General features: G+C 61.9%; 24 protein-coding genes. 16 read left to right on the top strand and 8 right to left on the bottom strand.

The annotated features are described in order from the left end of the window. Positions 1-42: 42 nt before the first annotated feature. Positions 43-309 (top strand): type II toxin-antitoxin system Phd/YefM family antitoxin, encoded by a 267-nt coding sequence (locus GJ654_RS13590; RefSeq protein WP_264586253.1) that lies wholly within the window; start codon positions 43-45, stop codon positions 307-309. Further along, positions 306-728, top strand: a complete 423-nt coding sequence (locus GJ654_RS13585; RefSeq protein WP_264586242.1) for a type II toxin-antitoxin system VapC family toxin — start codon at positions 306-308, stop codon at positions 726-728. Before GJ654_RS13590 ends, GJ654_RS13585 begins: the two co-directional genes overlap by 4 nt. A gap of 4 nt (positions 729-732) precedes the next feature. On the opposite strand, the gene GJ654_RS13580 is transcribed toward GJ654_RS13585, so the two are convergent. The 4 genes from GJ654_RS13580 to GJ654_RS20825 all read right to left on the bottom strand — a co-directional run bounded on the left by GJ654_RS13580 (position 733) and on the right by GJ654_RS20825 (position 4,805). Next, positions 733-1,461: an arginyltransferase gene (locus GJ654_RS13580; RefSeq protein ID WP_155446707.1), complete on the bottom strand. Its 729-nt coding sequence runs from the start codon at positions 1,459-1,461 to the stop codon at positions 733-735. A gap of 12 nt (positions 1,462-1,473) precedes the next feature. Continuing rightward, a complete protein-coding gene (locus GJ654_RS13575) occupies positions 1,474-1,944 on the bottom strand; it encodes an RDD family protein (protein WP_155446706.1) in 471 nt (156 codons plus the stop codon). 151 nt (positions 1,945-2,095) lie between these two features. After that, positions 2,096-4,111 carry a squalene--hopene cyclase gene (gene shc / locus GJ654_RS13570; RefSeq protein WP_155446705.1) on the bottom strand — a complete coding sequence of 672 codons (2,016 nt, stop codon included), beginning with the start codon at positions 4,109-4,111 and terminating at the stop codon, positions 2,096-2,098. An 82-nt stretch (positions 4,112-4,193) separates the two neighbouring features. Then, positions 4,194-4,805 (bottom strand): hypothetical protein, encoded by a 612-nt coding sequence (locus GJ654_RS20825; protein WP_196305555.1) that lies wholly within the window; start codon positions 4,803-4,805, stop codon positions 4,194-4,196. A 236-nt stretch (positions 4,806-5,041) separates the two neighbouring features. Between GJ654_RS20825 and ilvD the strand changes: the two genes are divergently transcribed. From ilvD to GJ654_RS13520, 9 genes are all read left to right on the top strand, one after another. After that, on the top strand, positions 5,042-6,883 hold the full coding sequence (gene ilvD / locus GJ654_RS13560) for a dihydroxy-acid dehydratase (protein WP_155446704.1): 1,842 nt from the start codon (positions 5,042-5,044) through the stop codon (positions 6,881-6,883). Positions 6,884-7,009: 126 nt separating this feature from the next. Next, positions 7,010-7,720 carry a DUF433 domain-containing protein gene (locus GJ654_RS13555; protein WP_155446703.1) on the top strand — a complete coding sequence of 237 codons (711 nt, stop codon included), beginning with the start codon at positions 7,010-7,012 and terminating at the stop codon, positions 7,718-7,720. Between the two features lie 9 nt (positions 7,721-7,729). Then, the gene (locus GJ654_RS13550) at positions 7,730-8,179 is read left to right on the top strand and encodes a hypothetical protein (protein WP_155446702.1); all 450 of its coding nucleotides are present in this window, start codon (positions 7,730-7,732) and stop codon (positions 8,177-8,179) included. A gap of 490 nt (positions 8,180-8,669) precedes the next feature. Continuing rightward, the gene (locus GJ654_RS13545) at positions 8,670-8,984 is read left to right on the top strand and encodes a DUF485 domain-containing protein (protein WP_155446701.1); all 315 of its coding nucleotides are present in this window, start codon (positions 8,670-8,672) and stop codon (positions 8,982-8,984) included. After that, positions 8,984-10,678 (top strand): cation acetate symporter, encoded by a 1,695-nt coding sequence (locus tag GJ654_RS13540; protein WP_155446700.1) that lies wholly within the window; start codon positions 8,984-8,986, stop codon positions 10,676-10,678. Before GJ654_RS13545 ends, GJ654_RS13540 begins: the two co-directional genes overlap by 1 nt. A 69-nt stretch (positions 10,679-10,747) precedes the next feature. Beyond that, on the top strand, positions 10,748-12,538 hold the full coding sequence (locus GJ654_RS13535; RefSeq protein ID WP_155446699.1) for a putative nucleotidyltransferase substrate binding domain-containing protein: 1,791 nt from the start codon (positions 10,748-10,750) through the stop codon (positions 12,536-12,538). A 12-nt stretch (positions 12,539-12,550) separates the two neighbouring features. Then, positions 12,551-13,222: a 3'-5' exonuclease gene (locus GJ654_RS13530; RefSeq protein ID WP_155446698.1), complete on the top strand. Its 672-nt coding sequence runs from the start codon at positions 12,551-12,553 to the stop codon at positions 13,220-13,222. A 369-nt stretch (positions 13,223-13,591) separates the two neighbouring features. Next, the gene (locus GJ654_RS13525) at positions 13,592-15,571 is read left to right on the top strand and encodes an HsdM family class I SAM-dependent methyltransferase (RefSeq protein ID WP_196305554.1); all 1,980 of its coding nucleotides are present in this window, start codon (positions 13,592-13,594) and stop codon (positions 15,569-15,571) included. A gap of 1 nt (position 15,572) precedes the next feature. Beyond that, the gene (locus tag GJ654_RS13520; protein ID WP_155446696.1) at positions 15,573-17,132 is read left to right on the top strand and encodes a hypothetical protein; all 1,560 of its coding nucleotides are present in this window, start codon (positions 15,573-15,575) and stop codon (positions 17,130-17,132) included. A gap of 698 nt (positions 17,133-17,830) precedes the next feature. Here the strand turns inward: GJ654_RS13520 and GJ654_RS13515 are convergent. Continuing rightward, positions 17,831-18,421 (bottom strand): acetate uptake transporter, encoded by a 591-nt coding sequence (locus tag GJ654_RS13515; RefSeq protein WP_155446695.1) that lies wholly within the window; start codon positions 18,419-18,421, stop codon positions 17,831-17,833. 253 nt (positions 18,422-18,674) lie between these two features. Between GJ654_RS13515 and GJ654_RS13510 the strand changes: the two genes are divergently transcribed. Both GJ654_RS13510 and GJ654_RS13505 read left to right on the top strand, forming a co-directional pair. Then, positions 18,675-19,445 (top strand): enoyl-CoA hydratase, encoded by a 771-nt coding sequence (locus GJ654_RS13510; RefSeq protein WP_246664744.1) that lies wholly within the window; start codon positions 18,675-18,677, stop codon positions 19,443-19,445. Positions 19,446-19,716: 271 nt separating this feature from the next. Next, positions 19,717-20,214 carry a helix-turn-helix domain-containing protein gene (locus GJ654_RS13505; RefSeq protein ID WP_196305553.1) on the top strand — a complete coding sequence of 166 codons (498 nt, stop codon included), beginning with the start codon at positions 19,717-19,719 and terminating at the stop codon, positions 20,212-20,214. A 140-nt stretch (positions 20,215-20,354) separates the two neighbouring features. Here GJ654_RS13505 and GJ654_RS13500 read toward each other — a convergent pair whose 3' ends face one another. Next, positions 20,355-20,690 (bottom strand): hypothetical protein, encoded by a 336-nt coding sequence (locus tag GJ654_RS13500; RefSeq protein WP_155446692.1) that lies wholly within the window; start codon positions 20,688-20,690, stop codon positions 20,355-20,357. A gap of 150 nt (positions 20,691-20,840) precedes the next feature. Between GJ654_RS13500 and GJ654_RS13495 the strand changes: the two genes are divergently transcribed. The 3 genes from GJ654_RS13495 to GJ654_RS13485 all read left to right on the top strand — a co-directional run bounded on the left by GJ654_RS13495 (position 20,841) and on the right by GJ654_RS13485 (position 24,242). Continuing rightward, a complete protein-coding gene (locus GJ654_RS13495) occupies positions 20,841-21,086 on the top strand; it encodes a hypothetical protein (protein ID WP_155446691.1) in 246 nt (81 codons plus the stop codon). A gap of 103 nt (positions 21,087-21,189) precedes the next feature. Continuing rightward, positions 21,190-21,621 (top strand): four-helix bundle copper-binding protein, encoded by a 432-nt coding sequence (locus GJ654_RS13490; protein WP_246664743.1) that lies wholly within the window; start codon positions 21,190-21,192, stop codon positions 21,619-21,621. 431 nt (positions 21,622-22,052) lie between these two features. Then, positions 22,053-24,242, top strand: coding sequence for a carbamoyltransferase C-terminal domain-containing protein (locus tag GJ654_RS13485; RefSeq protein WP_155446690.1), 2,190 nt, complete (start codon positions 22,053-22,055; stop codon positions 24,240-24,242). A gap of 106 nt (positions 24,243-24,348) precedes the next feature. Here the strand turns inward: GJ654_RS13485 and GJ654_RS13480 are convergent, their stop codons facing one another. Both GJ654_RS13480 and GJ654_RS13475 read right to left on the bottom strand, forming a co-directional pair. Then, complete coding sequence (locus tag GJ654_RS13480) at positions 24,349-25,638, bottom strand: glycosyltransferase (RefSeq protein WP_155446689.1); 1,290 nt, start codon at positions 25,636-25,638, stop codon at positions 24,349-24,351. Beyond that, entirely contained in the window at positions 25,635-26,267 is a 633-nt protein-coding gene (locus GJ654_RS13475; RefSeq protein WP_155446688.1) for a class I SAM-dependent methyltransferase, read from the bottom strand. The genes GJ654_RS13480 and GJ654_RS13475 overlap by 4 nt, the downstream gene beginning before the upstream one ends. Between the last annotated feature and the right edge of the window lie 7 nt (positions 26,268-26,274).

The following is a 26,274-nucleotide window of genomic DNA, read 5'->3' as shown; positions in this document are numbered from 1 at the left end:
CCCTCCTTGAGTTCGTCGCGTGTTTGCTGTAATCTGGTCAGCGTGATCAGATCGTACCCCCGATGGCCTCTCCAGGACGCGAAAGCGCGCTTCAGCGAGGTGGTGCGGCGCGCGCGCAGCGAAGGGCCGCAACATGTCACCGTGCACGGCCGGGACGAAGCGGTGGTCGTGACGGCCGACGAGTTTCGGCGGCTGACGGGGGAGCCCAAGGGCGAGGCCCTGGTCGCCGCCTTGCAGGCCTCGCCGCATCGCGACATCGACATCGAGCCCCCGCGCGCGCCCATGCCCGTTCGCGACGTCGACCTGTGACCGGGTGGTTGCTCGATACCAACGTGATTTCGGAGCTGCGTCGCCCCAAGCCATCGCCAAAAGTCGTCGCCTTCGTCGCGGGACAGCCGCTCGACACCCTCTTCGTCAGCGAGGTGACGCTGGCGGAAATTCGTTTCGGCATCGAGTTGGTCGCCGATGTCTCGCGCCGTCATGAACTCAAGGATTGGCTCGATCAGAAAGTGCGCCCGATGTTCGCGCGCCGCATCCTGCCGGTGAGTGAGGATGTTGTCTTCAAATGGCGGCTTCTCGTCGAAGAGGGCCGCAAGAACCGCTACACCTTTTCCCAGCCCGATCTGTTCATCGCGGCGACGGCGTTGCTCCACGGCCTGACAGTCGTCTCGCGCGACACGCGCGAATTCGAGCGGGCGCGGGCGGCGGTCGTGAATCCCTGGCTCTGACCGCTCACCCCACCCGGGTCCATCCTGCCGGTCCAAGCCTCTCCTGCGGAAGATATTGCGCCTTGTAATCCATTTTTCGCGAGCCCTCGACCCAATAGCCGAGATAGAGGTGCGGCAGGCCGAGCGCTTTGGCCTTTTCGATATGGTCGAGGATCATGTAGGCGCCCAGCGAACGGCGCGGCAGGTTCGGATCGTAGAAGGAATAGACCATGGACAGGCCGTCCTCCAGCACGTCGGTAAGGCAGCAGGCGGCGAGGCGCCCCGGCGCTTTGTCCGGCGGCAGGCGGTAGAGCGCGATCCGGCTCTCGACATGGCTGTCCTCGATCATCATGCCATAGTCGAGCATGGCCATGTCGGCCATGCCGCCGTCGGAATGGCGGGAGTCGAGATAGGTGCGGAACAGCCGGAACTGCTCGACGTCGGCGTGCGCGGGGCCGAGATCGCTGAAAATGTCGATGTTTCGGGCCAGGAGCTTCTTCTGGGTGCGGTTGGGCTCAAATTCGTCGCACAGGATGCGCACGGAGACGCAGGCCTTGCAATTCTCGCAGGCCGGGCGATAGGCGATGGTCTGCGAACGGCGGAAGCCGGAATGGGTCAGGGCGTCGTTGAGCACGGCGGCGCGCCGGCCGACGAGATGGGTGAAAACCTTGCGCTCCTCGCGCCCCGGGAGGTACGGGCAGGGCGCCGGCGAGGTGAGATAGAACTGCGGGGGGTCGCGCGGTTCGCTCGTCAAGGGCGCCCTCCGCTAGACGCGCCGCAGCACGATCACGCCGGCCAGCATGTCATGCAGGCAGCGCTTGTCGGATGACAGCAGCGAGAACAGGAAGAGGATGGGGAAGCCCATGCACAGATAGAACAGCACGGCGTGAACGGCCGCGTAGAGGAACGGAACCCGCTCGCCGCTGACCAGCCGCATTTCCAGGTCCATGGCCTTCATGCCCGGCGTCGCCATGCGCCAGCCGGAAATGGTCAGGCCGTTGTAGAAGAAGGCGACGAAGGGGAAAATGGGCGGCAGGATGAACCACAGCACGCCAAACGACAGCACGCCCAGCAGCAGCCAGATGCCGACCGCGAGGAAGCTGACGAAGACCAGGTCGAGGCAGAGCGCGGCGATGCGGCGGCGGCGCACGCCGTCGAGCGCGCTGGCCGGCAGCGGGGCGAGCGGGTAAACGCGCGGGTTGGCCGGCGTGTTGGCGCGGGTGTTGACTTGGGTCATGGCGGCAATTCCGGTGAGTCGAGCCTCAGCGCCGCCTAATCTGGCCCCACGCCCTTCTCCGCGCAAGAGGCGGCCGAATCGGTTCTGTTGAAGATTGCGACGGCGGCGTTCTCCGGCTTTCGCCTGAACGCCCGCCACGTCGCCGCATTCCTCAGCCCCGCTGTATCGCCCGCGCCAAAGCCATCAACGGGAAATAATGGCTGTAGAGCCCGTAGCGCAGCATGAACGCGCGCGACAGCTCCGGTCCCTGCTTCAGCCGCTGCGCCAGCAGGGGATCGTTGAGCCTTATGGTCTGGCCGACGCCGTAACCGGGAAAGCCCGTGCCGGTATAGTGCGGCTCGGGCCAGGTTCCCTCGCGCTGGGTCTCCAGCAGGAAATGGCAGCCGCGCTCGATGGCTTCGCGGTCCTTTGGCCTTTTGGCGGCGAGCAGCGCCATCAGCGCCCAGGCGGTCTGCGAGGCGGTGGCGTCGCCGCGCCCGGCGCCCTCGGCCTGCATGTAGGAGGCGCAGCTTTCGCCCCAGCCGCCATTGGCCTGCTGGCGCGAGACGATCCATTCGCAGGCGCGGCAGACATAGTCCTGGCTCATGTCCTCGCCGATCGCCGCCAGCGCCGGCAGCACCGCGCCGGTCCCATAAATATAGTTCACGCCCCAGCGGCCAAACCACGGGCCGTCGGGCTCCTGCTGGTCGCGGATGTAGCGCAAGGCCCGGACCATGGCGGGATGCTCACGGGAAAGCCCGAGTTTGCCAAAAGCCTCGACCACGTGGGCGGTGACGTCGACCGAGGGCGGGTCCAGCGCCTCGCCAAAATCGCAGAACGGGATTTTGGTGAGGATTTTTTTCGTGTTGTCCTTGTCGAAGGCGCCCCAGCCGCCGTTCTTGCTCTGCATGGCGATCAGCCAGTCGACGCCGAGTTGAATCGCCTCCTCGATGCCGCGCGCCTTCCATTTGTCATGGCTGCGGAACGGGGCGAGGGCGATCAGCGCCACGGCGGTGTCGTCGGTGTCGGGGTAAAAATTGTTGGCGTATTCGAACGCCCAGCCGCCCGGTTTGACCCCCGGCAGTTTGATCGACCAGTCGCCGGGAACGCGGACCTGCCGGCTCAAGAGCCAGTCCACAGCCTTGTCGGAGGCCTCGTTGTCCAGCGCCTCGGCGTCGTCGAAGGCGAGCAGCGTCAGCATGGTGTCCCAGACCGGGCTGTTGGTCGCCTGAATGAAAGTGGCGTCGCCGACATCGACCCGCCAGCCGGGATCGTTGAGCGCATCCAAACCCTTGGCGAGCACCGGATGGGTGAGCGCGTAGCCTTCGACATGCAGCGCCATCAGGCTGTAGATCCACGGCGGCTGGATGCCGCCCCAGGCGCCGTCGGCGTCCTGATGTTTGATGATCCACTCCAGCACATGGCGGATCGCGCCGTTTCGCAGGCCGGCGCGGCCGAGCCAGCCGCCTTGAAGCTTGTGCAGGATTTCATCGGTCTTGCGAAAGAATCGGTCCCAGAAATCGGGGTTCGGCTTGGCCGGCAACGTGTAGTCGAAGGTTTCGCGACCCTCCGGAAACAGGGCGTCGAGCCGGTTTTCCGGCGGCAGCGGGCGGGACGGACGTCGCGCGGACAGCACGGCGATGGGCATCAGCGTCGCCCGCGCCCATTGGGCGAAATGATAGATGTTGAAAGGGAACCACAGCGGCAGCCAGATCACTTCCGGCGGCAGGTTCGGCGTCTTCTCCCACGGCCATTCGCCGATCAGGGCCAGCCAGTAGCGGGTGAAGACGCGGATATTTTTCAGGCCGCCCTTGGCCTCGATCCAGTCTTGCGCTTTTCGCAAGGCGGGGTGGTCCGCCGAAAAGCCGGAGCAGCGCAGCGCCGCGTAAGCCTCTACCGTGGTGTTGATGTCGCCGTTGGGGGCGCCGAAATAAATCTCCCAGGCGCCGTCGGCCCGCTGCGTGTCGAGCAGGGATTGCGCGAGGCGCGCGCAAAGGGGATGGTCGTCGAGTCCCAGGAACCAGAGGGCGAGGCGCCATTGCGCCTCCATGCAGCTGTTGGATTCCGCGCGCCCCACCCAATGGCCGTCGGGTTTTTGTCGCGCGACCAGCCAGTCAACCGCCGCGCTGACGCCCGAGCGCAGCGCGGTCGTGTAATTGTCCCGCGGAACAGGAGAAGCGAAATTCAAGGTTTTTCCCTAAGCCATGACGTGATGAGTGCGAAGCCCATCCCTTAGTCGCGGCGGCGCGAAAAGCCAACCTCGCCTACGGTCACCGCCTGTGGAGCCCGCCGCCATAAGGCGCGTGCGCCAAACCGCCGCCGCCGAAGCCGCCGTAACGGCCGTGGCCGCCGCGACCCCAGGCGCCGCCGCCCCATCCGCCACGGCCGGCCCAAGCGCCGCGGCCGGCCCAAGCGCCGCGGCCGTATCCGCCGTAGCCCCCCCACGAGCCATAGCGGCCATAGCCGGCGTAGCGGCCCACACCGTAGCCGGCGGCATAGCCAAGACCCGCGGCGATGACGCCGCCGCCGTAGCCATACCCGCCGCCGTAGCCATATCCGCCATAGCCATTGTAACCGGAATAGCCGCTGTAGCCGGAATATCCGGCCTGGACCGGTTCGGAGGTGATCTGGCGTGTGTAATAGGTTCGCGGCACATATTGCGTGCGCTGCACGGTCTGGTAGCTCACCACGGGGACGAGCTGGTTGGTGACCACCGGCTGGAGCACCTGATGGGGAACCAATCGTTCGCAATTGCGCACGGTATAGGGCTGGTAATAGGTCGAGTAACTGCAGTTGACGCATTGCGCCTGGGCCGCGACGCCGGTCGCCGCCAAGACGGTCAACCCGCCGAGCGCGGCGAGAACGGAAGCCTTGCTCATCATGACAAGCTCCTGAAAATTGGACAAAACGAACGCTTGCGCAAGGCGGACATAGACGAGACGACGGCGCGGCAAAACATGCCGGAACCATGGTTTCGCTTGGTCATTCCTCGTGCCCGGCCATTGTTGCACTGTCTCGCTCAGGGTCAATTGCGAGTTTAAGACTTCCTTAACTCGCGCATGGACGCGAGGACCGCAAAGATGTAGGACACCGCAACCTCAGAAGACCAGGGTCATCCATGCCTCCCTATCGCTCCCGCACCTCCACCCACGGACGCAACATGGCCGGCGCGCGCGGCCTCTGGCGCGCCACCGGCATGAAGGACGGCGATTTCGGCAAGCCGATCATCGCCGTGGTCAACAGTTTTACGCAATTCGTGCCCGGCCACGTTCATTTGAAAGACCTGGGCCAGATGGTCGCGCGCGAGATCGAGGCGGCCGGCGGCGTCGCCAAGGAGTTCAACACCATCGCCGTGGACGACGGCATCGCCATGGGCCATTCCGGCATGCTTTACAGCCTGCCGTCCCGCGAGGTCATCGCCGACAGCGTCGAATATATGGCCAACGCCCATTGCGCCGACGCGCTGGTGTGCATCTCCAATTGCGACAAGATCACGCCCGGCATGCTGATGGCGGCGCTGCGCCTCAACATTCCCGCCATTTTCGTCTCCGGCGGCCCGATGGAGGCCGGCAAGGTTTTGTTGTCCACGGGCGCGAAAAAAGTCGACCTGATCGACGCCATGATCGCCGCCGCCGATCCGAGCAACAGCGACGAGGACGTGACGGCCATGGAGCGCTCGGCCTGCCCGACCTGCGGCTCCTGCTCCGGCATGTTCACCGCCAACAGCATGAACTGCCTGACGGAGGCCCTCGGCCTGTCGCTGCCGGGCAATGGCACGCTGCTCGCCACCCACGCCGACCGCAAGGAGCTTTTCTTGGAGGCCGGGCGGAAGATCGTGGATCTCGCCAAGCGCTATTACGAGCATAATGATGAACGCGTGCTGCCGCGCGCCATCGCCACCTTCAAGGCGTTCGAAAACGCCATGACGCTCGACATCGCCATGGGCGGCTCGACCAACACCGTTCTGCATCTGCTCGCCGCCGCCTATGAAGCCGGCGTCGATTTCAAAATGTCCGACATCGACCGCCTGTCGCGCCGCGTGCCTGTGCTGTGCAAGGTCGCGCCCTCCGTGGCCAACGTCCATCTCGAAGACGTGCATCGCGCCGGCGGCATTCACGCCATTCTGGGCGAACTCGACCGCGCCGGCCTGCTGAACCGCGACGTGCATTCCGTCCATGCGGGCAGCCTGGGTTCGGCGCTGGAGCAATGGGACATCACGCGCAGCGATTGCCCCGGCCTCGACGTGTTCCACCGCGCGGCGCCGGGCGGCGTGCCGACGCAGGAAGCCTTCAGCCAAAAGGCGCGCTACGAGGCGGTGGATTCCGACCGCGAAAAGGGCGTCATTCGCTCCGCCGAACACGCGTTTTCCAGAGACGGCGGCCTCGCCGTGCTGTTCGGCAATCTCGCCGAAGACGGCGCCATCGTGAAGACGGCGGGCGTCGATGAAAGCGTGCTCAAATTTACGGGACCGGCTGTCGTTTACGAGAGCCAGGACGACGCGGTGAAGGGGATTCTGTCCGGCGCGGTCAAGGCGGGCGACGTGGTGATCATCCGCTACGAAGGCCCGCGCGGCGGTCCGGGCATGCAGGAGATGCTCTATCCCACCAGCTATCTGAAGAGCATGGGTTTGGGCAAGGCCTGCGCGCTGATCACCGATGGCCGCTTCTCCGGCGGCACGTCAGGCCTGTCCATCGGCCACGTCTCGCCGGAGGCGGAGGAGGGCGGTGTGATCGGTCTGGTCGAATCGGGCGATTCCATCGTCATCGACATTCCCAATCGCGTGCTCAAACTCGATGTCGCCTTGTCCGAGCTGCAGCGTCGTCGCGAAAAAATGGAGGCGAAGGGCAAGGCGGCGTGGAAGCCGGTCGCCCGCGAGCGAAACGTGTCGGCGGCGCTGCGCGCTTATGCGGCGATGACCACCAGCGCCGCCAGGGGCGCGGTGCGCGTCGTCCCGGAGTGAAGGTGGCAATTGGCGAGGGACCACCAGCGCGTTTCGAGTAACGAGAAACGACAGGAGACGCGGCCAGCGCTCGGTGTTATCTTCGCCGAACGCAAAGTGTCCGGAAGTTCAGCTAGGGCGTAACAAATGGGGGTAGCGCCAATTTCGAAGTCCGCGGGCGATCCATTCGCCGGGGGATTTTACACCGTTCGAGAGGCTGCGCGCCTGCTCAACATGCCAAATGCCGGCGTCATTGCGGCTTGGCTGAAGGGGCGCGGCAAGAACGGGGCGCCCGTGATACGGCGGCAATACGCTCCAATTGGCAACGCTCAAGAGCTAGGTTTCCTTGACCTGATCGAAATTCGCTTCATCGAACATTTTCGTAAGCTGGGCTACAGCCTGCAAAGCTTGAGGAAAGCGGCTGAAACGGCTCGATTGGAGTTGAAATGCGAACATCCGTTCGCCTTATACGGCGCCAGGTTCGTTGCTGAACGCAAGGATATATTCCTTGAGGTGGCGAGAAACGAGAACGATTCCAAACTGTTGAACTTGGTTACGAAACAGTACGCCATGTATGCGGTTTTGGAAGAGGTTCTTTCTCGCGGGCTATCGTTCGACCCGACTTCCGGCTTGGCGGAGAGGTGGCGCCCACGCGACAAGGAATTTCCGCGCGTTGTCGTTGATCCCCTTATCGCTTTCGGCCAGCCTGTGATTGATCCCGGACGTGTGCCGACGGAGTCGATCTTTACGACATGGAATGCGGAGGGTGGCGACTACTCAGTTGTCGCTGACTGGTACGAGCTTGACGAGGCGTTGGTGAAAGAAGCAGTGGAATTTGAACTCTCGCTCCCAAATTGAACGGCTTGATTGAAGATAAGAGCTGACGAGCACATTTCTCCAAAACTCATCCGAGCCGTCCAATCGATCGCGCTCTCGCAGGGATGGGAGTTGAGTCACGTTCGTGATCACAACGCCGCGCGCACCGCCGATGAAACATGGATCCCCCGTTTTGTCGCTGAGGGAGGGAAGGTAATTCTTTCTGCCGACCGAAAAATCATGGCGCGGCCGCATCAGTTGCAAGCTCTCATCCATGGCGGACTTATTGGGATATTTCTTTCAGCAAAGTGGGCTGAGTCGCGAGGGCATGCTCAAGCGGCTCATTTGCTTTGGTGGTGGCCCAAAATCGAAGCCGCCATTATTTTGAGCAAGGCTGGGCAATGTTGGAGGGTTCCGTCCGATTTTGGTGAAGGAGCCCTTGAGGAAATTAAAATCCACCTGCCTGATTTGCGCCTCAAGGGATCAAAGCCGGGATTATGATTTTCAGCGTTGAGCGACTGTTCTGGCGCGCGCGTTTTTTTTACGATTGATTGCCAAATTGTCACCCGCCGCGGCGCGTCCGTGGCGGCTATTTTCATTGATCTGCATCCTGTTCAAAGAAGTGCTAACTCACGCCGCGCCGCTCGTGATCGAAACGTGTCGGCGGCGTTGCGCGCCTATGCGGCGATGACCACCAGCGCCGCCAGGGGCGCGGTGCGCGTCGTCCCGGAATAGCGGCTGCGCCTTCTCCCGCGAGGGCGGAAGGAAATTCTCCAATCGTGTAAGAAAACTGTCACCCGCCGCGACTCGTTCGCGGCGGGTATATTCATTGATCTGCATCTTGTTCAACGAAGTGCTAACTCACGCCGCGCGGTCGGGTGGGTTAGACAGGGAAGAGACTTTCTCGGGTAAGAACCGCGGGCGTTGCGCCTGCGCGCAATCGCCAAAAAGGTTCACCCGCGAAGGTTTTGGAATACAGGGAGGAGCCTTCATGGCCGCGAGTGCAATAGACATAGAACGAAATCCGAAATTCCAGCAGCTGGTGGCCGCGCGCAAGTCGCTCGGCTGGACTCTGTCGATCGTGATGCTGGCGATCTATTTCGGCTTCATCCTGCTGGTCGCCTTCAACAAGGACCTCGGCAATTTTCTTGGCTGGCCGCTTTACTCAGGAGCCGTCGCCACGGTCGGCATCGTGATCGGCCTTTTCGTCATCGTCTCCGCTTTCGTTCTCACCGGCATCTACGTCGTCAAGGCCAACAAGCGTTACGACGAACTGACCCGCCAGATCGTCGAGGAGAGCCGCTGATGACCCGCATCAAGACCCTCGTTTCCGGCGCCGCGCTCGCGGCGCTGGCGTCTCCCGCCTTCGCCGACGCCATCGCCGGCGGCGCGCAGAAGCAGGCGACCAACTGGTCCGCCATCATCATGTTCGGCATCTTCGTGGTGCTGACGCTGGGCATCACCTATTGGGCGGCCAAGCGCACCCGGTCGGCGGCGCAGTTCTACACCGCCGGCGGCGGCATCACCGGCTTCCAGAACGGCCTCGCCATCGCCGGCGACTACATGTCGGCGGCGTCCTTCCTCGGCATTTCCGGCCTCGTCTACCTCTCCGGTTTCGACGGCCTGATCTATTCGGTGGGCTGGCTGGTCGGCTGGCCGATCGTCACCTTCCTGATCGCGGAGCCGCTGCGCAACCTCGGCAAGTTCACCTTCGCCGACGTCGCCTCGTTCCGCTTCAAGCAGGCGCCGATCCGCGTCATGGCGGCCTGCGGCACGCTGGTGACCGTGGCCTTCTACCTGATCGCGCAAATGGTGGGCGCGGGGTCGCTCATCAAACTGCTGTTCGGCCTCGACTACGCCTATGCGGTGGTCATCGTCGGCGTGCTGATGATCGTCTATGTGACCTTCGGCGGCATGGTGGCGACCACCTGGGTGCAGATCATCAAGGCCTGCCTGCTGCTCGCGGGCGCGACCTTCATGGCGATCATGGTGCTGGCGACCTTCGGCTTCTCGCCGGAAGCGCTGTTCGCCAAGGCTGTGGAAGTCCATCCCAAGCATCTGGCGATCATGCAGCCAGGCACGCTGATCAACAGTCCGCTCTCGGCGATCTCGCTGGGTCTCGCGCTGATGTTCGGCACCGCCGGTCTGCCGCACATCCTGATGCGCTTCTTCACCGTGGCTGACGCCAAGGCGGCGCGCAAGTCGGTGTTCTACGCCACCGGCTTCATCGGCTACTTCTACATCCTGACCTTCATCATCGGCTTCGGCGCGATCGTGCTGGTCTCGACCAATCCGGAATTCCTGAACGCGGATCTGATCGCCAAGGGCAAGTCCGGCATCGAGGCCATCAAGGGCGGCAACAACATGGCGGCGATCGATCTCGCCGGCGCGGTTGGCGGCAATATCTTCTTAGGTTTCATCTCGGCGGTGGCCTTCGCCACGATCCTCGCGGTCGTGTCCGGCCTGACGCTGGCGGGCGCCTCGGCGATTTCGCACGACCTCTACGCCACCGTGATCAAGCGCGGCCAGGCCAACGAACAGGACGAAATCCGCGTCTCGAAGATCGCGACCATCGTGCTCGGCGTCATCGCCGTGGTGCTCGGCATCGTGTTCGAGAAGCAGAACGTCGCGTTCATGGTCGGTCTCGCCTTCTCGATCGCGGCCTCGTGCAACTTCCCGGTGCTCCTCATGTCGATGATGTGGCGCGGCATGACCACGCGCGGCGCGGTCTATGGCGGCTTCCTCGGCCTGATGTCGGCGCTGGTCGGCGTGATCTTCTCGCCGGCGGTGTGGGAAGCCACGCTCGGCAATCCGAAGGGTTCGGCTCTGTTCCAGATCTCGAACCCGGCGCTGTTCTCGATGTCGATCGCCTTCCTGGGCATCTACATCGTGTCCAAGCTGGATCGCAGCAAGCGCGCCCAGCGCGACCGCGAAGGTTTCGACGCGCAATACGTGCGTTCGCAGACCGGCATCGGCGCCTCCGGCGCCTCCGCCCACTAAGGCGTTCACGCATGCAACTCCCTCTCCCCGTCAACGGGGAGAGGGAACTTCCTCCTCCAGAGATTTGCCATGAGCGTGCTTCTCGACACGTCGGCGGCCCCGTTCGACCGGCTGACGCCGGACGAAGCCGAGGAAATGAAGGCGTCGCTGGACATCCATTATTACCGGCCGGGCGAAACCATTCTTGCCGAGGGCGCCTCGCCCGAGGGGCTCTTTCTCGTCGTCAAGGGCTGCGTCGAAGAGCGCCAGCAGAGCGAACTGCTCGGCATGCTCGGCCCCAGGGATTTTTTTGACGCGCGCGCTGTGGTTCAGGGCGCCAGCGTCAGCTCGTTCATCGCCACCGAGGAAACGCTGTGCGCCATCGCGCCGCGTGGCGAAATGTTTCGTCTCATCAACGCCAATCCGCGCTTCGGCGCGTTCTTCTATCTCGACATCACCCGGAAACTGGACGCGCTCGCCGGCGAGAGCGAGTCGAACCAGTTCAACTCGATGATGCATGCGCGCGTGCGCGATTTGCCGATGTGTCCGGCGGTGGCGATCGACGGGGATGAAAGCATCCGGGCGGCCGGCCAGATGATGCAGTCGATCGATTGCAACGCCCTGCTGGTGCGCGACGGCGAGCGCCGGGGCATCGTCACCGGGATGAATCTCGCCAAGGCCGTGATCCTGAAGGATATGTCCACCGACGAGCCGGTTAAAAACATTGCCCATTTCGATCTGGTCACGGTGACGCCGGACGATTTCGTCTCCCATGTGCTGCTGCTGATGACCAAGCACAACAAGCGCCGCGTCGTGGTGATGCAGGACGAGGCCTATTTCGGCATCGTCGAGGACATCGACCTGCTCGGCCATTTCGCCGGCAATTCCCAGCTTGTCTCCAACCGCATCGACCGCGCCGCGACGCTCGACGAACTCGCCGCCGCCGCGCGCCAGATCGCCGAACAGATCAAGCCGCTGCGCCGCCAGGGGGTGAAATTCCAGGTGGTCGCGGAAATCGTTTCCGACCTCAACCGCCGCCTGTTCGCGAAATTGTTCGAGCTCACCTGTCCTTCGGAGATCTCGGCAAAAGTCTGCCTGATCGTGATGGGCAGCGAGGGGCGCGGCGAACAGACGGTGCGCACCGACCAGGACAATGGCCTCATTCTCTCCGAACCCGTCGACCGGACGCTGCTCGACCGCTTCCGCGGCGATTTTTCCGCCGCGCTGGAAAAATTCGGCTTTCCGCCCTGTCCGGGCAATGTGATGGTCAGCAATCCCTTGTGGGTGCGCACCGTCGATGAATATGTCGCGGATTTCAGCCGCTGGACGACGACGCCCGACAATGATTCGGCGATGAATGTCGCCATCTTCTACGACGCGACCGCTGTCGCCGGCGATGCGACGCTGCTCCAGGACACGAAATGGGCGCTGCTGCAAAAGGCGCGTCGCGAGCGCGTTTTTCTGGCCCGCTTCGCGGCGGCGGTGCTCGCCTTCGAGCCGCCCATCGGCCTTTTCAACAATTTAAAACTGGCGGGCGCCGAGGGGCTGGATGTCAAGAAGGGCGGCATTTTCCCCATTGTCCACGGCGTGCGGGCGCTGGCCATCGAACAGGGCCTGGAGGAAACCAACACGTTCGAGCGCCTGCAAAAACTTGCGGAAAAGGGTCTGCTCAAGGAGGATTTCGCACGCGCCCTGGCGCAGGCGCTCGACTACCTGCTGACGCTGCGGCTCGACGCGCAGCTGGCGGCGTCCGACTCCTCCAATCTCTACAAGCCGGGGACGCTGACGAGCATGGACCGCGACCTGTTGCGCGACTCCTTCCAGCAGGTGAAGCAATTGCGCGATCTGGTGCGCCGCCGCTTCAACCTCAACATGTTTTGAGGCTGAAAAAAAATGGTCGTGCGCTGGCTGATGCGGCAGATGGACAAGGTGGCGCTGCAAGACCGCTCCTACATGTTCCTGTTCGAGCCGGGTCCGGCGGACGAATATATTTCCATTGATTGCGAAACCACCGGCCTCGACCGCAAGCGCGACGAGATCATTTCGGTCGCGGCCATTCGCATCAAGGGCAACCAGATTCTGGCGAGCGAAAGTTTTCGCGCCATCACCCGCCCGCGCATCGCCATCGATCCCGAGGCGATCAAGGTGCACGGCCTGCGCGAGCAGGACGTGGCGCAGGCGCCGACTATGGCGGAAGTGCTCCCGGAACTGCTGCATTTCATTGGGGGGCGCCCGCTGGTCGGCTATTACATCGATTTCGACCTGGAAATGCTCAACAAGCATGTGGCGGAGCTGATCGGCGTGGAGCTGCCCAATCCGGTCGTCGAGGTTTCGGGCATCTATTACGACCTGAAATACGGCAGCGCGCCGCCCGGCACCCAGGTCGACTTAAAATTCGCCAGCATTTTGCGTGATTTAAAGCTGCCGCTGTTCAACCAGCACGACGCCTATTCGGACGCGCTGATGACGGCGATGATCTATGTTGGCTTGCGCGACTTGAAGGAGCGCGGGGTCACCATTTCGCGGCCGCGCTTCAAGCCCAAGCAGGATTATTCCGGGGGGTAGGGTTGGCGCCGAGGGTGTGACGCGACAGAGGACTCGGTTTGTTGGATTTCCGGGTTGGGCTCTAAGTCGAAATTCGATTTTGTCTCGTAGTGGTCGTAGCAGCGTCGGCGGCGGACTTCTGCGGGATGTGTACTGACGGAGTTAGCTCTCAGGCAGCGGACTCCCAGAGCGCCGGCCATTATATTGGCGGAGAGGGAGGGAGGCGAACCCGATCTGTATATATTATTGTCTTTTAAGGCCTTTCAGGAGAAATCGCAAACAATTGTGTAGCGCCAAAGTGTAGCAAACTGGCGACGCGCCGGGCGGCTCCCTTCACCTATATTTAAGCGCTTGATGTTAACCAAAAGGCGATTGCTCGGAGTTAAGCGTTTGAATGAGTGGGGTTTCGCGGCTGAGGTGAGTAAGTGGTGGGAACAGGCCGCCGCTGAAAATCCCGCATGGCGCTTTCACAAAGTCCGGGTCGAAGAGAGCGTGCCGGGCAGTCGGCAGCGCAGTGATCTTGTCGTTCTTGGGGATAGTCCCGCTTTGTGTGGCGAAATTCGACTGCCGGACCACAATAATTCCTCCCCGCTCGATTTTGATAACCTCAAGGACGCTGTCTCAAAAGCTCTTGCTCACGGTTGTCGTTGGGCGTTTACGTCTGATGCACGATCGTTATTCTTGATAGATACGCAGCAAACGGGATCGTTGATTACCAAGATCGTACACAAGGAAGTACTCGGCGAAGGGTTTCGTCGCGCCGAACTCGATGATCCCGCAATTCTATCGCGCATGTCGAAGGCTTGGGTTGGCGCTTTCCATGAATTAGCACCCATAATTACGGGATTGAAAAAGCCAGAGGGCATGGCAGCCGACGCCCTTTTTGTGGAGGCGCTGCGCGAATTATTGTCTGCGCCGGTGGCGGCAATTCGCGATGCAATGCACGAAAGACGAAAGGCTGACGAGGCTTTCCAGAGCGACCTGATCGAGTGGATGGTTGATGACCAGGGGTGGGCGCACGACCCAGCAAAATGGGAGCAGGAAGTTGGACGGGCGTCAAAGTTAACAGCTTACGTCTTTGTTACCCGTCTCATGTTTTACGAGGCGCTGCGGCGTTCGAAAAGCACGCTTGACCCATTGGCGTTGCCATCAAACAATAATGCGAAGCTTGCTGAGAAAATGCTCCGCTTCCAATTCGATGAGGCGCGCCGCATTTCCGGCGATTATGAAACCTTGTTTTCATGGGACCGTGTTTCTCAATATGCGATGATTTCAGACGGGTGCGTGCCATTCTGGCGACGGATGGTCCAACATATCGAGCATTTCGATTTGAGCACGATCGACCATGATATTCTTGGACGGCTCTTTGAACGGCTTATCGAGCCTCACGAGCGTTATGAATGGGGGCAGCACTATACGTCGTCAGATGTTGTCGATTTGATGCTGTCGTTCGCTCTGCGTGATGGCTCTGGTAACTTGCTTGATCCAGCGGCGGGAGGTGGGACGTTTTTGGTTCGGGCGTACGTCAGGAAAAAAGTACTCAACCCAGAACAGACACACCAAGAACGGCTCAAGGAAATATTCGGAATTGATATATCGCGTTTTCCGGCAACGCTGGCGACCGTAAATCTGGCAATCAAACAGCTTGAATTCGAAGACAATTACCCGAGGGTCACGACAAAGAGCTTTTTTCGCGTAAAGCCTGGCGATGAGCTAATGCAGTTGCCGCTGGCCGACAGCGACGGCGACGTGAAGCAATCATCCGTACCTATTCCTTTCATGCGCGCAGTTGTCGGCAATCCGCCTTATGTTCGCATCCACAAGTTGGGCGCTCACAGGCAATCAGAGGTTCTTGGGGTTTTGGGAAAGGGGGACAGGGTTCGTACCCCTTCGAAGCTGCCTAAGTCAGCGAACTATCATGTCTATTTCTGGCTGCACGGAGCCCAATTCTTGGAACCGGGCGGTTATATCGCGCTGCTGACAGCAGGCGAATGGATGGATAGCGATTATGGCGCAGCGTTACAGGATTGGTTGTTGAGGAATTTCAAAATCGAAGCGTTCATTGAAAGCGGTGCCGAGGCTTGGTTTTCAGAGGCGCGCGTGGGAACGGTGGTCACGATTGCAAAGCAATGCTCTGACGCGAATGAGCGAGATGATAATTTCGTCCGCTTCGTCACATTGCGTCAAACGGTTCGCGCACTGCTGGGCCATCATGAAGCCGTTGAAGATCACATCAGGGCGGTAGACATGCTGAGAGACCGAATATTGGGGCTTCGCGGACATGGGGAAGCCGTCGATATGGATTGGAGCGCAGTGCGGCAGAGCGACTTGCGTGCGCTAGGGAGCAGAAGCGACGTAGTGGAGCGCTAACATGGTTTCCGACGACGCCACTGGCTTCGAGCTTTCGTCTTTCGCACCGCTCAAATATGTCGGATCAGCATGGCGTGCTCGCTTTCTTCGCGCGCCGAAGATTGCCTTAGAACTTGCGGCGCGGCCGGATTTCGCTCCGTTGGAGACAATGGCGAGCGTCAGGCTCGGTCTGAAAACCGGGGCCGACAGTTTTTTCTTTCTTGAGCGCCTTGAGGCCAAGAAGGGCGACCAGGGTCAATTGATCTCGCGTCGTGGCACTGTAACCGTCAAAGGGCTGGGCGGGTGGCAGGGTGAACTGGCTTCGGTGGACGTACAGTCCGCCATACTCAATCCGCATCAGCTTTTCAAACAAGACGACAGGTTGTTTTCGATCCCGGATACCACGAAGCATGTGTACCTCTACCCCGCCTCGGGGAAAATGAAACGCGGCTTATCGGAATATGTTCATGCTGGTGAGCTTGCAGGGATTCATCAGGGCGAACTCGTGGTCAGCAACGGGGCAGACGGCGTCTGGTATCGGCAAGCCCGGAGTTTGGTCTCAAGTGAATGGGTGCTCCCGTACAACTCGGCGTACGACTACGGGGCTTGGCATAATCCAAACAGAGCAATTTTGAATGGCCGTTTCGTCGGGGTTGAGCCACGTCCTGGGATTGATGCCGAGCTGCTAGGTGCTGTTTTGAACAGCACGTTTGCTGCGGTTGGTAGATTGATCGAAGGCGTTGCCACCGGCGTTGAAGGAGCATTTGACGTTGGGCCTCCTGCCGCACGACGCATAATGTTGCCCGCCATTTCCAATATCGAGGACAAATTTCGCGCTGCAATTCTCCAGACCCTTTCCAAAATTCGCGCCGAAAATGTCATGATTGCCGCGCCACTCCGGGATGGGTCCGCGCCCGCGCTGCGGTGGGAACTTGATACTTCGTTGCTAATCAGCCTTGGAATGACAAAAGGTCAGGCCGTTGCTCTGCTAGAGAGACTGTATTCCAGCTATGGCCGTTGGCGCGGGAATATCGAGGATGTTGAAACACAGATGCGCGCCAACCGTCGCCAAATGCAAGCGACGGGTCAAAGCCGCGATCAGCGCCCGGTCGAACTTTCCGGTCGGCGCGTATGGGAGGAGGTCGAACATCTCGCTCCGCTTTTTCCAAGAGCATTTTTGCCGAAAGACGAGGTCCTTGAACTTGTAAATATTCCTTCCAACGCTGTACTGCCTTCGAGCAAGCCGCTGTTTGATGAGGGGATCATACGAACGAAGTCGAAGGCAGTTGACCTGGGTGCTTTCGAGCGCGTGCGATACGTTGCAATGTTGAGAGATGTGGGCTTGGTCGGAAACGTCGATGTGCCGACTTCGCCGGTGAAATGTGGGGCCATCGCCGACTTGTTTGAACAAGAGCGGGCAAAATTCGATGCGGTCGCCGCCGAAAACGCCGCAAAGTATGTCTCCGCTCCGGACGCGCTACGTGAGGTCGTTGGCATTGCAAGAAATCATTGGTTTGCGGCTTGCAGGAAAAATTCGTTGCAAAAACGTGAAGCCACCAAGAAAAAGTTGCGGATGAATTGAAAGATGCTGCCCAGACAGGCATCGTGCAGGCATTCAAGCATTCGCGGGGTGGATTGCTTCACTTCGTTCGCAATGACGGTTTTTTTGCGGGAACGGTCCGTGTCGGATGGGAGGGGCGCCGCGCGCTGGTTGCGCGATTTTGGCTGGCGATTTCTGGTTTGGTTTTGGCGCCCTTGTATTGGCGTTTGGGGCGGCGATTTTGGCGAAATTCTACTTTCGGTTGAATCTTAACCGCGCAAAACTGTGAAAAATGCGCGAATTCTTGCGAAAAACGCGCGATTTTTGATCGAAATCGCGCGATTTTCGCGCGTGCAACCTTAGGGTTGTCGGCGTGTGGCGGGGTGGGACTTGGCGCGGCGGCGGCGCCGGGTCATGCGCTCCGGAGCGCATTCGTTATTGTAAAACAATGGGTTATAGCTGTGTTTGTGTGGCGGCAGGCCTAGTTTCACGTGAAACAAAACGTGAACAAAATTTCGCCAAAATCGCTGAAATGGCGGATTTTCGATTTTCACTTTTGGCGGAAAAACTTGTTTTGGGCGGTCCACGCGGCGTGGCGTCGCGAAAAATTTGAGACTTGTCTGTTGCGGCTCGGCGTGGATGCCCGGCACAAGGCCGGGCATGACGTCCGTGGGCTGATTTGGTTTGAAGACAATCAATTCCCCGATCGGCCGCGCTCGCGCGGCGAGGGGGTTTGTTCGTCAGAAAATCGGCTTGCCGACCGACAGGACGGGGCGTCCGAAAACGCTGGCGAAAATGATGCCGAACATCATGTACCAGGCGAGCAGGGCGCAGACGATCAGGTCCCAGGCCGCCCAGGCCTTCAACTGCGGGAAACCCCAGAACGAGAGGTCGAGCAGGATGAAGCCGGCGAGCAGCGTGGTGAAGGCGAGCAGCATCACCTTGCTGATCTTCCAGGAGGCGATCCACAGGCCGAAGGTAAAAATGGTCCAGGCGAACATGAAGAAGCCCAGGTCGGTCGCGGACAGTTTCAGGATCGGCAGGCCGCTGGCGTCGCCGAGCAGGTAGCCGCACAGGCAGATCCAGAACAGGCCGTAGGCGGAGAAGACCGCGTAGCCGAAATTGTTGCCGGTCTTCTGTTCCTGCAAGCCGGCGATGAACTGGCCGAGGCCGCCGAAGAAGAAGCCGGCCCAGATCACGGGCGCCGTGCCCATCCAGCCGAGGTTGTGGAATTGCAGCAGAAGCGTGGTGAGGCCGAAGCCTCCCAGGCCGACGACGGCGGGGTTGCCGAGCGTGATGGCCGGCTTTTGCAGGGTCAGAGTTTCAGCCATTGCGTTTTCCTATGCGGATGTTTGGTTCCTGAGATTCATGTCGGCTGACCTCCCGCTTTGTGGCGCCAGTTTTTTTGGCTTATCCTTGGGCAAGCGCTGCTTATCGGATCGTTCCGGGCGTGACGATTGAGACATTGTGCGTAAGCCGAATGCCTCTTCGGGCGGCGCCATGACTTACCGCCCTTGTGCGGCGCGCGGCGCTCGGCTTTCAGATTTTCGCGCGCCACACAGGCGCGTTCCGCAGGAGCCCCTCTTGACCGACATCACCTTGTTCGAAGCGCGCGGCGAGATCGCCCATTTCGTCTTCAACCGCCCGCAGGCCAGAAACGCCCTCACCTTCGAAATGTACGAGCAGCTCTACGAGGCGGTGCTGCGCGTGAACGCGGACAAGAGCGTCAAGGCGCTGGTGATTTCAGGCGCGGGCGGAAAGGCTTTCGCGGCGGGCACCGACATCGCCGAGTTCCGCGTCCTCGCTTCGGACCAGGACTGCATCGACTACGAGATCAAGATCGAGCGCATTCTCTCCGCGCTGGAGCACTGCCGCGTTCCTACGCTCGCGGCGATCGCCGGAGCCTGCACGGGGGGCGGCGCGGCCATCGCCGCCTGCTGCGACCTGCGCATCGCGGCCTCGGACGCCAAGTTCGGCTTCCCCATCGCGCGCACGCTCGGCAATTGCCTGTCGGTCGCCAATTACGGCCGCCTCGCGCATCTGATCGGCGCCGCGCGCGTCAAGGATCTGATTTTTACCGCGCGGCTGATCGATGCGGAGGAGGCGAGGGTTTTTGGGTTGGTCGGCGAGATCGTCGCGCCGGATGTCCTGATGACGCGCGCGGAGGACCTGGCCCAGACGGTGGCCGGCCATGCGCCCCTGACGCTCTCCGCCACCAAGCAGGCGCTGCTGCGGCTGCGTCCGCCGATGGAGACCGGCGCGGATCTGGTGGTGATGTGCTACCGCAGCCAGGATTTCCAGGAGGGCATGGAAGCCTTTCTCGCCAAGCGCCCGCCCCGCTGGCGCGGTGAGTGAGCGGCCATAAGCTCGGCTGTCCATACGGTCGCCATTGTCTTGGTTCATGAGGGACGCCTCGAAGCGCGCGCCTGCTTCGGGGTGATGGGTCGAGCTTCAGCGCAGTTCGATGGAAATGAGCTTACGTACGTAACAGATTCCTTACGTCATCAGTATTACCAAAGGAAATAAGCTTCCCAACGGCAGAAAGTATTGAAATTCACGATTAAAATACGATTAAGTTGCGACGTTTTATGGTTTGAATATGATCCAATTATGGAAGATGAACTTCTTGTGGAAGGTAAAAAACCAAGGATTTCAGCCGGGATGTGCAGTCAATGCGCGCGCATCCAGGGGCGTTGATCTTGTGCCGGGACGCGAAAACCGGCTTTCCCACAGAGAATTGAGAGTAAGCATAATGTCTGATGTCAATCCCATTGATAAACATGTGGGCGCCCGCCTGCGGGCCTTGCGTGAGGCGCGTGGATTTTCGGCGGAGGCGCTGGTCCGTCCAGCCGGCCTCAGCATCGACCGGCTCGAGCGGCTGGAAGATGGTCGCGAACGTATCAGCGTCGATGACATGCGCAGGCTTTGTGAGGTTCTCGGCGCCACGCCGGCCGATTTCTTTCGCGGTCTCAATGAGGAGCGCCCCAATTCCGGACCGACCGGCGGCGATCTGTCGATCGAGGAGGAGGGGCGCTTGCTGCTCGCCGATTTCCGCGCCATTGAAGACGCCAGGAAGCGCCGCATGCTGCTGATGATCGCCGCCGCCTTTGCGAGGGAAAAGTGAGGCGGTTCAAGGGCGCAGCGCGCGTCCCGCTTTGGAGCTGAAGTATTTTCGAGCGAAGCGGATGCCGGTTCGCGTGAAGACAATGCGCAAGAACAGAGAAAGAGAGCGCGTTCGGTGAACGGGAGTTCGCTGAATCCGCTTCAGTTCAGCTTGGCCGCCGCGACGGATGCCGCCTTGGGCCTGCGGGCCGCGCGGGCGCCCTGTTCCGCGGCCGCCACCGAGGTCGCGCGGGCGCGCAGGTCGCGAAACATGGGGTCGAGCAGTTTGTGCGCGAGGGCGACGCCTTCCGCGGTCGCCTCCGACGAGGCTCCGGGAATGGTCGCAAACAATTTGCGGCGAATGGCGGACTCGAGCACGTCGATGTCCTCGCGGTATTTTCCCACGACCAATTCCGCGCTGAGCAGGCCGACCAGTTTGACCAGCGACGCCAGGGTGACGTTGGCGACCTCAATCGGATTGTTTTCGGATACCGTCATGTGAGCCTCCATTAACGTCAATATAATAAGTCCATAAATTTTGTCAACTAAAAGAAACGTGTGTCGATCAACTTTTATTGAATTTCTGAAACAGGCGTTCGCCGGTATGAGTCATGGTGTCGCCAACGGTGCGAATTCTTGGGGTGGATCATGGCGGTGGCGTTTGAAACCAACAATCTCGATGTCGCCTTGACCAAGGCGGAGGCTGGCTTCGACGTGACCTACACCGGCCCGCACCACGGCGTCTTCCGGTTCGAAAGCGTGCGGCGCAAGGCTCTGCGCGCCCGAGACAAAATCGCCCGCGCGCGGTCGGAAACCTTTGAATGTGCGCTCGAACGCCTGGTCCAGGATGCTCGGCGCGAGAGTGGCCGTTCCTTCGACGCGTTCCAGCAATAGCGCATCCACAACGTTCGCTCTGGAAAGACCCTCCGCTCCCGACGGAGGGTCTTTTTCTTTTTGGCCCCCAGATATAATGGGCGCACGGGCCCAACGGGGAGACATGACATGGAACGCCGCGAATTCATGGGCCGCATTCGGCGCCGCCGCCGTCCTCGCCGCTGCGGATCGCGCCATGGCGGAGGGCGAGCATGGCATGCACCCGCCCAAATACAAGGATCTGCAGGACGCCTGCGGCCATTGCGTCGCCACCGCCAACGATTGCCTGCGCCATTGCCTGGGCATGCTGGCGATGAAGGATTATTCCATGAGCGGCTGCATCAACACCAGCTACCAGGTCGTCGCCGCCTGCGGCGCCCTCCAGGCCCTGGCGGCCGTGAACGCGGCGCAAGTTCCGGCTTTCGCCAAGGCGACGGCGGAGGTGTGCGCCGCCTGCCAGAAGGAATGCGAGAAATATCCCGACAGCCCGGAGTGCAAGGCCTGCGCGCAGTCGTGCAAGGCCTGCGGCGAGGCGTGCAGAAAAATCGTGGCCTGAACCGCGGCCGGTCGCTTGGCAGGGCATCGGCTTGCCGCCGGCCGACAAGGCTGACAGGGTTCTCCCGCCGACCGGTATCCAAGCCGACGCTACCAAGCGGCGTGCTCCTGCTTTTCGCGCGGCAGTCCCTCACCAAAAAATTCCTCAACAGGCGAGACGACATTAAGCGCGTGCGCGCTCCCTGTCGTCGAGTCGTGACCGCCTGACCCTTTCACCATGATCCTCGCCACATGGACGCGCCTTGCGCCGGGCCCCGCGGCGCCTTACGTCCGATCGTCACAGGAACGTCACCATCCCCGCCAATGTTGCCCCGGTTGGAGGTCTTCCGCGCCAAATTCAAGTGACGCTTGCCGCAGGCGCAAGGCGACGGCTATGTATTCGACCCCGCGCTTGAGCAAAAACCTTTTCAAGACAGGTTCGAGGTGTTCCTTATGAAGCATTCCCGTTCGGCCCCGCGTTACACGCCGTTGAACCCCCGGCTTGGCAAGCTGGGGTTCCGCGTGGGCTTGGCGATTGCCGATCAATATTTTCGCACAAAGAATTTTTACAGAGCTGACAGCGTTTTGGCGGCCGAGCGGGCGCGGGAGTTGGCGGCGCGCGTCGAACGCGGCGAGACCGCCTATCTCGTCGGACTGAGCATTGGCGGATTCCACAACACGGGCGCCGCCCTGGTCGAATTCTCCCCGGTGGGTGCGCGCGTCATCTGCAACAATGAGGAGGAACGGTTTTCGGGCCAGAAACATTCCAACCATTATCCCCGTCATTCGCTCGACGCCCTGGCCGAAATCATGAGCAGTAGGGGCATTCGGCCGGATCAGATCGTCGCCTGGCTGGCGACCTACGATTACGCGCTGCTGATGGCCACGGGCGCGCGGTCGACGCTTGAGGAATTTCCGGGAAGCCTCGCCATGATGTTCGAGGAGCACGGGCCGACCTTCAACGGCGACGATCTCAAGGAAGGTCTTCGCGCCCCCGAGGATATCGCGCGCCGCTTCGGGCTCAGCGCCCCACCGCCCATCATTGGCATGCCCCACCACGACGATCACGCCTATTTCTCCCATGCGGTCTCGCCCTTCGCCAGGGAGAAGTCGCCGGTGATGGTCGTCGTCGTCGACGGCTCCGGCGACGCCGGCTCCATCTCGCTCTATCTCGCGGAGGAGGGCAAGCTGCGGCTTTTGCGCGGCAACGACAGTCTGTTCGATTCGCTCGGCATGTTCTACGCCGTGCTCAGCGCCACCCAGGGCGGCTGGACGGCGCTCAGCAGCGAGGGCCGCTACATGGGCGCGTCCGCCTATGGCGACACCAACCGCGCAACCAACCGTTTTTATGCGGGGCTGCGGGACATTTTCGAGCTGCGCGAGGGCGGCGAGGTGCGCCTCAACCGCTCGCTGGCCAACTGGCATCGCAGCATGATGCGGAACCCGTACACCCCGGAACTGGTCGAAATCATGGGGCCGCCGATTCCGCCGGAAGACATGTGGAATCCGGACGCCGTGCTGCGGGTCGAAGACATCCAGCATCACCCCAACACGCAGGAGCGGCTCGACAAGGCGGCCGCGGTGCAGATGGTGTTCGAGGACGCGCTGATCCACCTCATCGACGGCCTGATCCGCGAAACCGGGTCCGACCGGCTGGTGCTCACGGGCGGCGCGGCGCTCAACGCCGTGGCGAACATGCGCATTCTCGACCATTTTGACGCGGCCTATTACGAGCGCGTCCTGCGGCGCTCGACGCGGCTGCATCTCTGGGTTCCGCCGGTGCCGGGCGATTCCGGCGTCACCATCGGCGCCGCTTACGCTTTCGCCGCGCTGGCGGGCGTGGGCGCCGGCCCCGGCCTCGATCACGCCTTCTATTGCGGACGCGCTCCGAAAAAATGCGAAATTCTGGAGGCGCTGAAGGACGCGGACGACGTGGCCTGGGTCGAACTTGGCGACGCCGCGCAAGAATCCGAACGGGAGGCCATCGCCGACTTCATGGCCTTCATCACCGCGCGGGACGGCGTCATCGCGCTGTTCCAGGGCGCCGCCGAGACGGGCCCGCGCGCGCTGGGCCACCGGTCCTTTCTGGCGAACCCCTGCAACCCGCATACCCGAGAAACCCTGAACGCCCGCGTAAAATATCGCGAGGCGATCCGGCCGCTCGCGCCGATGGCGACGCTCGAAGCCGCCAAGGCGCTTTTCGAATTGTCCGACGGCGGCGCGGACGACGACTACAACGTCTACAACTACATGGTCCTGATCGCCCAGGCCAAGCCGCAGGCCTATGAAAAAGTTCCCGCCGTCATCCATGCCGATGGCAGCGCGCGCATCCAGATCGTGCGCGAAAACACGGATGCGCTGACCCACGCCTATCTGAAGGCGCTGGGGCGGCGCAACGGCGTCGAGGTCGCGGTCAACACGTCCTTCAATGTCGCCGGTCCCATCGCGCAAACCCCGGTCCAGGCGCTGGACACGATTCGCCGCGCCAAGGGCTTGGACGGCGTGTTCATGATCGCCGAGGAGGGAATGGCGGTCGTCGCCTGGACGAAAAAGGAAGCCAGTCAGATCGAGTCCTGGCTCGCGGAATGGAGAGCGGAACGTCAAACACGCGAGACATCGTCGTTCTGCTCGACGGAGAGCTGACACGCGGCGAAGGTTGGGACAATTGCCGCGCTGGGCGCGAGCGCGGGGCGGCGTCGCCCAGGAGGGGCGCGCCCGCCATCTTTCCGTGACGATTGCGGATCACGCTTCAACGCCCGGACGCGCGCAGCGCTTCAACGCGCGGCGGAAACGCCAAGCCAACCTCGGGTTCATGAAGGCGGCGCGGCGCCGCAAGCCCTCCGATCCATTCGATCAGCTTCGGCGTGCAAACGCCGCGCGCGTCAAAATGGTCCCGGACGAAGTTTCGCGCGCGAACGCGCCTGATCGCATGGGCCTCGGGATCGGCGAGGGCGCCGACAATGGTTTTGGCGAGCGCGTCGCGGTCGAACATGGGCGCGAGCAAACCATTGTCGCCGTCGATCATTTCGCGCACGGGGGCCGTGTCGGAGCCGATCACCAGGCAGCCGACGCTCATCGCCTCCAGCAGCGACCAGGACAGGACGAAGGGATAGGTGAGATAAACGTGCGCCGATGAAATCTGCAGCACGCGCCGATAATCGGCATAGGGCAGGCGCCCGAGAAACAGCACGCGCCTCTCGTCGATGCGTCCCCGGAGTTCATCGAGCAGCGCCGCTTTCCAGGTCGGATGTTTTCGCGGAGGAACGCCGTAGGAGACGCCGTCGTCGCCGACGATGACGATTTTCGCTCCGGGACGCGCCTCCAGCACGCGAGGCAGCGTGCGCATAAAACTGTGGAAGCCGCGGATCGGCTCCAGGCTGCGCGCCGAATAGGTGACGATTTCGTCGGCTGCGGTGAGGCGCAGCCCGTCGCCCAGATTCAGGACGGCGCCGGGGTCGGGCGCGAACAGATCGGTGTCGACGCCTTCGTGGATCACCGTGATCTTGTGCTGGAAGTCTTGCGGAAAAGTCGATTTCTGCCAGCGCGTCGGCGACAGCGCGGCGTCGCAGGAGGCGAGCGCCAGCAGGGTCGAGGCGTTCTTGCAATCGAGCGCCACGGCGCCGTCGACTCCGATGGAGGGAAACTCCGGGTCGAAGCCGACATCGCCGCCTTCGGCGCGATAGTAATATTCGCAATAGACGACGATTTTCGCCTTGGGGAAGACGGCGCGCAGCGGCAGGTTTTCGCCCCAGCCGGGATGAACCAGGATCAGGTCGGGGATGAACCCGTCATTGGCGAGCCGCGTCGCGGCATAGAGCACCTGCTCGGCGCGGCGGGTCTCGCCGTCGAACCGGCGGGAAAAGCTGTGCGCAGGCGTATGAGGCGCGACGTCCGCATAGCGGTGGAGCGACACGCCGGGCATGGCGCGCGCGGTATCGCTGCCGATCGCGGCCATTTGCACGCGCACGTCTCCCGCGAGCGCGGTCGCGAGATTGCGGAATTGCGCGGGAAAATTGTTGTGGACGAACAGGAGCTTCATGCAACGGCCTTGCGGGGTTCGGAATAATGCAGTCCCGCCGCGGCCAACTGCCGGTGGATGAGGGCGCGATCGGCGCCGCGCATAAAACCCACGGCCCAGAGGTCGTAGCCGTCGCCGCGACAACACCAGGCTTCGGCGAAGCCCGCATTGGCCAGGGCATAGCCGAGGCTCTCGCGGCTGAAGCCCATGCGATGCGCCATAAAAGCGTTGCCGGCGGCGATGGCGCTTTGGTGGCCCCACAGCATGTCCGCCGGCGAAATCGGACCGGCCGGTGAGCTGTAAACGGGCTGGTCGAACTTGCCGTCGACGATGAGCTGGGCGATGGCGACGACATCGGGACAGGTGATCAGGACAAAACCGTCGGGGCGCAACACGCGACGGAATTCGGCCAGCGCCTGCTGCGCCTCATGCGCGAAAAGATGCTCGATGTTGTGCGAAGACCAGATTGCGTCCACGCCGCCATCGGCCACCGCCGCGCGCATGTCGACCATCGACGCGACGACATCGGGCTCGACCCGCGCGTCTATGTCGAGGCGGATTTCGCGCCATCCGGCGCCCTGAAACGCCGGATGGAGTCTGCGGCGCGGTCCGCATCCGACATGGAGCACAATGTTGGGAGTATCCGTCATGCGAGTC

The sequence above is a fragment of the Rhodoblastus acidophilus genome (genome assembly GCF_009720655.1).
Lineage (GTDB): Bacteria > Pseudomonadota > Alphaproteobacteria > Rhizobiales > Beijerinckiaceae > Rhodoblastus > Rhodoblastus acidophilus_A.
Note: the sequence above shows the minus strand (reverse complement) of the source record. Positions and strands in the feature narration are given on the sequence as shown.

What these genes read in the sequence shown, in the direction of transcription:
- GJ654_RS13575 (WP_155446706.1), bottom strand. Translation starts at nt 1,944, where the DNA reads ATGACCCAAGTCAACACCCGCGCCAACACGCCGGCCAACCCGCGCGTT.
- GJ654_RS20825 (WP_196305555.1), bottom strand. Translation starts at nt 4,805, where the DNA reads ATGATGAGCAAGGCTTCCGTTCTCGCCGCGCTCGGCGGGTTGACCGTC.
- ilvD (WP_155446704.1), top strand. Translation starts at nt 5,042, where the DNA reads ATGCCTCCCTATCGCTCCCGCACCTCCACCCACGGACGCAACATGGCC.
- GJ654_RS13555 (WP_155446703.1), top strand. Translation starts at nt 7,010, where the DNA reads ATGGGGGTAGCGCCAATTTCGAAGTCCGCGGGCGATCCATTCGCCGGG.
- GJ654_RS13545 (WP_155446701.1), top strand. Translation starts at nt 8,670, where the DNA reads ATGGCCGCGAGTGCAATAGACATAGAACGAAATCCGAAATTCCAGCAG.
- GJ654_RS13540 (WP_155446700.1), top strand. Translation starts at nt 8,984, where the DNA reads ATGACCCGCATCAAGACCCTCGTTTCCGGCGCCGCGCTCGCGGCGCTG.
- GJ654_RS13535 (WP_155446699.1), top strand. Translation starts at nt 10,748, where the DNA reads ATGAGCGTGCTTCTCGACACGTCGGCGGCCCCGTTCGACCGGCTGACG.
- GJ654_RS13530 (WP_155446698.1), top strand. Translation starts at nt 12,551, where the DNA reads ATGGTCGTGCGCTGGCTGATGCGGCAGATGGACAAGGTGGCGCTGCAA.
- GJ654_RS13520 (WP_155446696.1), top strand. Translation starts at nt 15,573, where the DNA reads ATGGTTTCCGACGACGCCACTGGCTTCGAGCTTTCGTCTTTCGCACCG.
- GJ654_RS13515 (WP_155446695.1), bottom strand. Translation starts at nt 18,421, where the DNA reads ATGGCTGAAACTCTGACCCTGCAAAAGCCGGCCATCACGCTCGGCAAC.
- GJ654_RS13500 (WP_155446692.1), bottom strand. Translation starts at nt 20,690, where the DNA reads ATGACGGTATCCGAAAACAATCCGATTGAGGTCGCCAACGTCACCCTG.
- GJ654_RS13495 (WP_155446691.1), top strand. Translation starts at nt 20,841, where the DNA reads ATGGCGGTGGCGTTTGAAACCAACAATCTCGATGTCGCCTTGACCAAG.
- GJ654_RS13490 (WP_246664743.1), top strand. Translation starts at nt 21,190, where the DNA reads ATGACATGGAACGCCGCGAATTCATGGGCCGCATTCGGCGCCGCCGCC.
- GJ654_RS13485 (WP_155446690.1), top strand. Translation starts at nt 22,053, where the DNA reads ATGAAGCATTCCCGTTCGGCCCCGCGTTACACGCCGTTGAACCCCCGG.
- GJ654_RS13480 (WP_155446689.1), bottom strand. Translation starts at nt 25,638, where the DNA reads ATGAAGCTCCTGTTCGTCCACAACAATTTTCCCGCGCAATTCCGCAAT.
- GJ654_RS13475 (WP_155446688.1), bottom strand. Translation starts at nt 26,267, where the DNA reads ATGACGGATACTCCCAACATTGTGCTCCATGTCGGATGCGGACCGCGC.